The 7,213-nt window shown below is 29.8% G+C and carries 3 protein-coding genes; 2 read left to right on the top strand and 1 reads right to left on the bottom strand.

Features of this window, described 5'->3' with window-relative positions; genetic code table 11:
• Positions 1–115: 115 nt before the first annotated feature.
• Positions 116–1,498 carry a threonine/serine exporter family protein gene (locus AC5LAX_RS01760; RefSeq protein WP_018998949.1) on the bottom strand — a complete coding sequence of 461 codons (1,383 nt, stop codon included), beginning with the start codon at positions 1,496–1,498 and terminating at the stop codon, positions 116–118.
• A 208-nt stretch (positions 1,499–1,706) separates the two neighbouring features.
• Between AC5LAX_RS01760 and AC5LAX_RS01755 the strand changes: the two genes are divergently transcribed.
• On the top strand, positions 1,707–2,141 hold the full coding sequence (locus AC5LAX_RS01755; RefSeq protein WP_193525812.1) for a hypothetical protein: 435 nt from the start codon (positions 1,707–1,709) through the stop codon (positions 2,139–2,141).
• A 32-nt stretch (positions 2,142–2,173) separates the two neighbouring features.
• Positions 2,174–7,198: a DUF4132 domain-containing protein gene (locus AC5LAX_RS01750; RefSeq protein ID WP_288909006.1), complete on the top strand. Its 5,025-nt coding sequence runs from the start codon at positions 2,174–2,176 to the stop codon at positions 7,196–7,198.
• Positions 7,199–7,213: the final 15 nt, after the last annotated feature.

The following is a 7,213-nucleotide window of genomic DNA, read 5'->3' as shown; positions in this document are numbered from 1 at the left end:
TTTAAATTCATTTGAGTATTTAGTCATAAAAAAACTGCACCTCCAAAAGTTGTTTTGTGTCCAACTTTTGGGGTGCAGTTCATATGGATTTTCCCATATATCTTAGGTCTTTTTTCTATTCTTTAAACAGTTCTAATTGTTTTATCTCTTTAAAATGATATTGACGATATTTTCGTTCGGATAAAGCCCTGCTCAATCTTTTACTATCATAAATTCTAATATATTTCTGAGCAAAAATATTTGGCAATGCCACACCTACAGCTATTGCTAAAATTATCAAAGTAGCATTTACACCACTTTGAAACGCTTGTAAAAAATTACTCACATCTAAAGTATCAATATCAATTATATTAAATAACAAACGATACATCAAAATACCCGGCATCAACGGAATAACTGACGGTATCGTAAGCACATGACTAGGTACATGGAACCAATGCACAGCCCTCAAAGCAATAATACTTACCACCATTGCTCCTAGCAATGTTCCAATCGGCAAACCAACACCTAAAAAGTCCATAGATAAAGTGCGTACACAAACAGAAATCACTCCACCTAGACCGACTACCCATAATAAACGTGGCGGAACATTAAACATGGTAGAAAAACCAGCAGCTGCTATAAAAGCTGATATTACATAAACAATATATGCTTGATGATTTACTGTCGATAAATGCGTAAAATCTTCTACACTGAATAATTTTATAGCAAAAATTATACCAAAAGTCATACTACCAACCATCAGCAGAGTATTCATAGCTCTTGTTATGCCAGCTGTAATATAACAATCAAGCATATCTTCTAAAGCATTGACCATAGGCACACCTGGAACGATAAAAATAGCACATGCCAACATAGTGTACCATGAAGTATCTGTAAATGGCAAAAAATGCGTAAAATATGCTATTACTGTAGCTGTAAATGAAGATAATACAATTGCCATGTAAGGATTTATACCAATTTTTAAACATTGGCTGCGCACAAAAAAGCCAATAAATGCTGCTAGTGCAGTATATAATGATGCCATGATATCACAGCCAAACATTTTACCTACACCACCACAAGCCAGCGCTGCTCCAAGATTAATAATAAAAGTCGCGTATTTGCTTTTCTTACTTTCTACTTTCTTCAATTCAGCTTCAAATTGCTCAATAGTATAATCTCTTTCGATTGCCTCCCATGTCATTTTACTAACTTCTAAAATCACATTCATATCAACATTATGCTGATAACATTTTTGCAATTTCGTCATATGATAATTGCCAACGCTCACACTGACCATCAAAGTAGTATACGTAACATGAATATGCAATTGGTCGCCAAAAATCCCTGCATAAGCAGCTGTTCGTTGCATAGTTCGCACAATCCTGCTCGTATCTGCTGAATTTTCCATCATCAAACGACCTACATGCAAAATCAAATGAACTTTTCTTGTTAATTCTAAATAATTTTCATCTATATTATATGGTATGCTTTTAGAAATTGGTACGTTCTTCATCAGTATAAATGCCCTTCTTAATCATAAAATAAATATCCTATTCTATTATAATATCAATCTAAGATAATAGTACATACAAAATTATATTTATTTCAAATATCACTCAAATCAACATAAGACCTCAAGAAATTGCAAGGATTTTATTTAAATTCAGCGAATTATATACTAAACGATATTGTTTATTTTAAATTTAGAAAAGAGGGATTATATGCAAATCTACATTCAAGTAAAACAACTCGGCAAACGCAAAGCTAGTATTGAAGCACAAAAATTTATAATTGAAGACTCCCTTTTTACTGTACACGATTTACTTTATGACATCGTAACTAAACAAGTAGACAAATTCAATCATCGTGCTATTAGCAATATAGATGGTGAACCTACCTTATTAAATTATTTATCGTTAACTCAAATAGAAAATCAATCGCCTTCTGGAAAAATATCCTTTAATCTAGATTATCGCCAACAAAAACAGGACATTCAATCGGCTTTTGATAATGTTATTATGGCTTTTAATGATGGATTATTTCGTATATTTTTAAACGATAACGAACTATCTTCCCTAGAAGAAAAAATCAATTTACAAGAAAATGACATATTAACTTTTATCCGCTTAACCATGTTATCAGGAAGAATTTGGTAAGTTTTTCCGTAAAATCAGAAAGGATTTTTATTATGTGTTTAGATAGATGGTTCAATAATAATAAAGAATTTAAAAATAAAATAATAGCTGAACTTGCAAAGTTAAAAAATAAACTTTCTACAACGCAACAAAAAATTTATGATATTTACTTAACTGAATTACAAGTAAAAACTAGATATAATTATTATTACGCTTCTTTTTCCTTAGAAGAAAGGCTCTCTAATCACCCTTTATATCTACATTGGCAAAAAATTTTGCCTGAAGTATTAACAAAGCCTATATCTTCTTATTTTTCTGATGATGAAAAAATTGTATTGCAGACCATCTTAGGCAAAGACAAAGCAGATTTATTTTTCTTAGCCCTAGATAATTTAATGGATTACCCTTATCAAACTAACTGGTATAGACGCACACTACGTTCTCACCAATCACATCTATATTTAAGTCGCATGTTCGATGTATTAAATGAATTTTTAATCTATCGCAATACTCAATTAACTCCTCTAGAAAAATTAAAACTATCTTGTAAACCTATCGATGAAAATAATTTACCACTACAAGATTATATTTATTTACAAAGTTTTGGTATTTATGTTCTAGCCGCTGAAATCGACAACAACAATACACAAGCAATTAAATTAATTGAAGATATCATCTTAGGTGATAATCAAGTTGCTTTTCTTTCTTATGGTTTAATCAATTCCATAGTAAAAAGTCACAATCAACATCTGCATAAATTACTAGGTGATTTACTTTTAGCTGGACGATTGCAAGAAGGATTGCGCCAATCCATCACTGAAAATATGGATAATGGCACAGTAAAAGCTTTTTTAACCCTATTAAAAGTAATCGAAGAAAATAATTTAATTCGCTATGCATCTGTAAAAAGAGCTATAGCCACATGGACAAGTCTAATTGATATTGATAATGCTGATAAAATCACTAAAAAAGAAATCGCTTCTTTCTCTAAATTTCTAACGAATGAACAGCTCCGCCATCAATCACTCAATAGACAAAATCCTGTGGAAATCTATTTAGCTCTATGGTCATATGCTTTTTATAACGTAGAATCAACTATACCATTTATCCTTGATTTATTTAAAAATGGTCAAAAACATCAAAAACTAGTCGCTGGTTATTTCTTAAATGTAATCAATGATAATCAAATAATTTTTAAATTGCGTTATGAATTAGTTACCCAATACAATTTAACAGAAGATAATCTCTCCTTAATAGCTATATTATTCCGTCTAAAATTAAAAGATACAGCTTATAAAAATTTTCTTGATCATAATTTCAGCTCCACACAGCTAATGGATTATTATTATAAATTAAAAGCTTTATCGCAAAATTTGCCTAAAGAAAAAATTTTCTCGCCTTGCGTTTTCCCATGGCATACTGAAATTCTAAACTTAAGTGATGTTTTGATTGAAATGGCAGATATTAGTTACTATCTAGCTTCTGATGAATTATTAGATGATTTTTGCAGTGAAATTTCTCGACTTGATACTTTTTGGCGCGATAATTATTTGAAAAAATTATATACTACTCCTAAAACGCTAACTCAACGTCAATTAGTATTTTGCCTATTAGCTGATAGAAGTGAAGCCACACGCAAAGAAAGCTATAACATCATCAATAAACTCGCCATTTCTAAAGATGAATATGACCTTCTCATATCCATGCTCAAATATAAATACAGTGATTTACGCCAAAATATCATTCGACTCTTATTAAAACAGCCTGAAAAACAACTACTTGATACCTTAAAAATTCTATTGAGCGATAAAAAAGGCTCTATCCGCCTTGCTGGTTTAGATATATTATTGCAATTGCAAAAAAATCCTCATAATCAAACCCTATTTAATACTGCCAAATCATATCTTTGTACACTTACTAATCCTACAACTAATGAACAAATCTTAATTTCACAAATAAATGATAGCTATGATAATGACCCTACTATTAAAGAATTATCTTACGATACTACATTAAAAACTCAACTTGCACTATCTGAAGTAAACAATTCTTTAAAAATAACAGATATTTATCCGCTTTCACTTCAAGAATTATTCCAAATACTAGAAGATTTATCTAATTTTTACGAAAAACATAAAATGCTTTCGTATAATCCTTTATATGGCAGTGAAATCCTTTTAGATAATGACTTTAGACGCATTTCTTGGGAAGAAAAATTTAATTTATATAAATATCCTTATCCTAATCTTTGGCAAGATTTTTATGCTCAATATATCAAAACACCCGCTAAACTTTATCAATTATATTTATTTATATCATTGAATTATTTCGATATAAATTCACCATTTAAAGATGTAATATCTAATACATTCAATGACAATTCAATTTGTCTAAAATCCAAATATATACAAACTAAATTAAATAATTATTCCCGTATAGAAAGTTTAGCCACTATCATTGAAAATCTCTATGAATATTATGTTCCTCAAAAATACTGTTTTGAAGTTGCTAAATTCTGGGCTTTACGTCATTTAGAAAAATTTGATTTTAATAAAGTCATAGCTAAACAACATAAAATGACTATTTCTTTCTTAACGCAATATCATTATGGTAGTAAATCTGTTGGTTGTACTTTCATTCTTATGCCACTTTTAAATAACTATAATGACGATATTAGTTTTAAAGAAAGCTTCATTTTACTGTATAATCTCTACACAAAATACAAATATGAAATTTATTTGCCTATATATAATTTCCTTCGTGCTAAGCAAATGAATTTAATCGCTGAAGATGAACTTTATATCGATATTTTCCAACGCTCATCAGAACAATTATCTTCAAAACTCAATCAATTATCTTCTTTATTTGAAGACAATTTTTCGACTTTAGCTTTTAGTGATTTTTCTGCTGAAAAACCAACAATAAAACAAGATTTATTACTTTATAGCCAAAATTTTGCCGATATCATCATATCTCAAATTTTATCCATTGAATTAAAACGCGGTGATTTGCCTACTAAATACACTAAATTAATAAATAATATCAAACAAATAAAAGGCATTCATTATTTTGTTGATATTTTAACAGCATTAGGCAAAAGTAAATTAAAAAATATTTCTTATCTTTGGTCTGAAGTAACTAATAAAGATAGCATCTTTTCTTATCTATTAAGTATTTGCAAACCTAAAAAAGATGAAACAGCTAAAGATTTAAAAGCGTATCTAAAAGATAAATCTATCTCTAATATTCGTTTAATCGAAGCTTGTATGTTCTCACCTTCATGGATACCATTAGTGGATAAAATTTTAAAATGGAAAGGATTTGTCAGCGGTTGCTATTATTTCTTAGCACATATGCGTTATGCTGATAAAAAATTAGCTGCTACCTTTGCTAAATACACGCCTATTTCCATTGAAGATTTACGTGATGGAGCTTTTGATTTGGACTGGTTTAAATCATGCTATAAACAATTAGGTAAAGAACGTTTTGCTATTTTATATGATGCTGCTAAATATATCTCTGAAGGAAATGCTCATACACGTGCTAGAAAATACGCTGACGCTACTAATGGTTTATTCTCCGCTGATGAAGTCAAAGCACAAATAATTGAAAAACGCAATAAAGATTTATTGATGGCTTACGGATTAATACCACTTTCTAAGAGCGGTAAAATCACTAAGACTGCACAAAAAGAAATGCTCAAGCGTTATATATTCATTCAGCAATTCCACAAAGAAAGTAAAAAATTTGGCTCACAAAGACAATCTAGTGAAAACTTAGCTTGCAAAATTGCTCTAAATAATTTAGCAAGAAATGCTCATTTTTCTGATACTTTCCGCTTTATTTTAAATATGGAAACACAATTAATCAAAAATCAACAACAATATTTTGAGCCTAAAGGGCTAGAAAATATTTCTATTTATTTACAAGTAGATGAATATGGTAAAACTTCTATTATTTGTCAAAAACAAAATAAACAATTAAAATCTGTACCTAGTAAAATCAAAAAAGAACCATATTATCTTGCTTTAAAACAAGCCAAAAATGAATTTATTGACCAATATCGCCGTTCAAAAATTATGTTTGAACAAGCTATGGAAAATTCTACTTTATTTTTGGCAGATGAAATCACTTTGCTCAATCAAAATCCTATATTAAAGCCATTGCTTCAAAATCTAATATTTATTCATGATAATGATATAGGCTATTTCCACGATAATAGCTTAATCTCACCTACAAAAGATATCATCAAATTAAATGCTGATGATAAAATTCGTATCGCTCACCCTATAGATTTATATAAAAGCAATCTATGGCATATATATCAGCAAGATTTATTTACACGTCAAATCAAACAGCCATTCAAACAAATTTTCCGTGAATTATATTTAAAAACAGGTGATGAGTTAAATTCTGCTCAATCTCATCGTTATGATGGTTATCAAATCCAACCACAAAAAACGCAAGCTATTTTAAAAACTCGCAATTGGATCGCTAGCTATTATGAAGGTCTACAAAAAGTATATTATCAAGAAAATATTATTGCTACTATTTACGCTGCTGTTGATTGGTTTACTCCTGCCGATATTGAAGCTCCTATACTTGAATATGTATCGTTTTATGATCGCAAAACTTTCAAAGATATTTTAATTAAAGATATTCCTGATATTATTTTCTCTGAAGTTATGCGTGATGTAGATTTAGCTATCAGCATTGCTCATGTAGGTGGCGTAGACCCTGAAACAAGCCATTCTACAATACAGATGCGCAAAGCTATCTTAGAATTTACGTTACCACTCTTTAAATTAAATAATGTTTCCTTAAATGATAATTTTGCTATCATCAAAGGAAATTTAGCTGATTATTCCATTCATTTAGGTAGCGGTCTTGTTCATCAAATGGCAGGAGCTGAAATCGCTATTTCTGTTGTTCCTTCCCAACATCGTGGTCGCTTATTTTTACCATTTGTTGATGAGGACCCTAAAACCGCCGAAATCATCACCAAAGTATTGCTCTTTGCCAAAGACAATGACATCAAAGACCCATTTATTTTAAATCAAATAAAAGTAGTTAAATAAAACGAAAAAACTGTA

The organism is Megamonas sp. (assembly GCF_986095205.1).
This window is presented reverse-complemented; position numbering and strand designations above follow the sequence as displayed.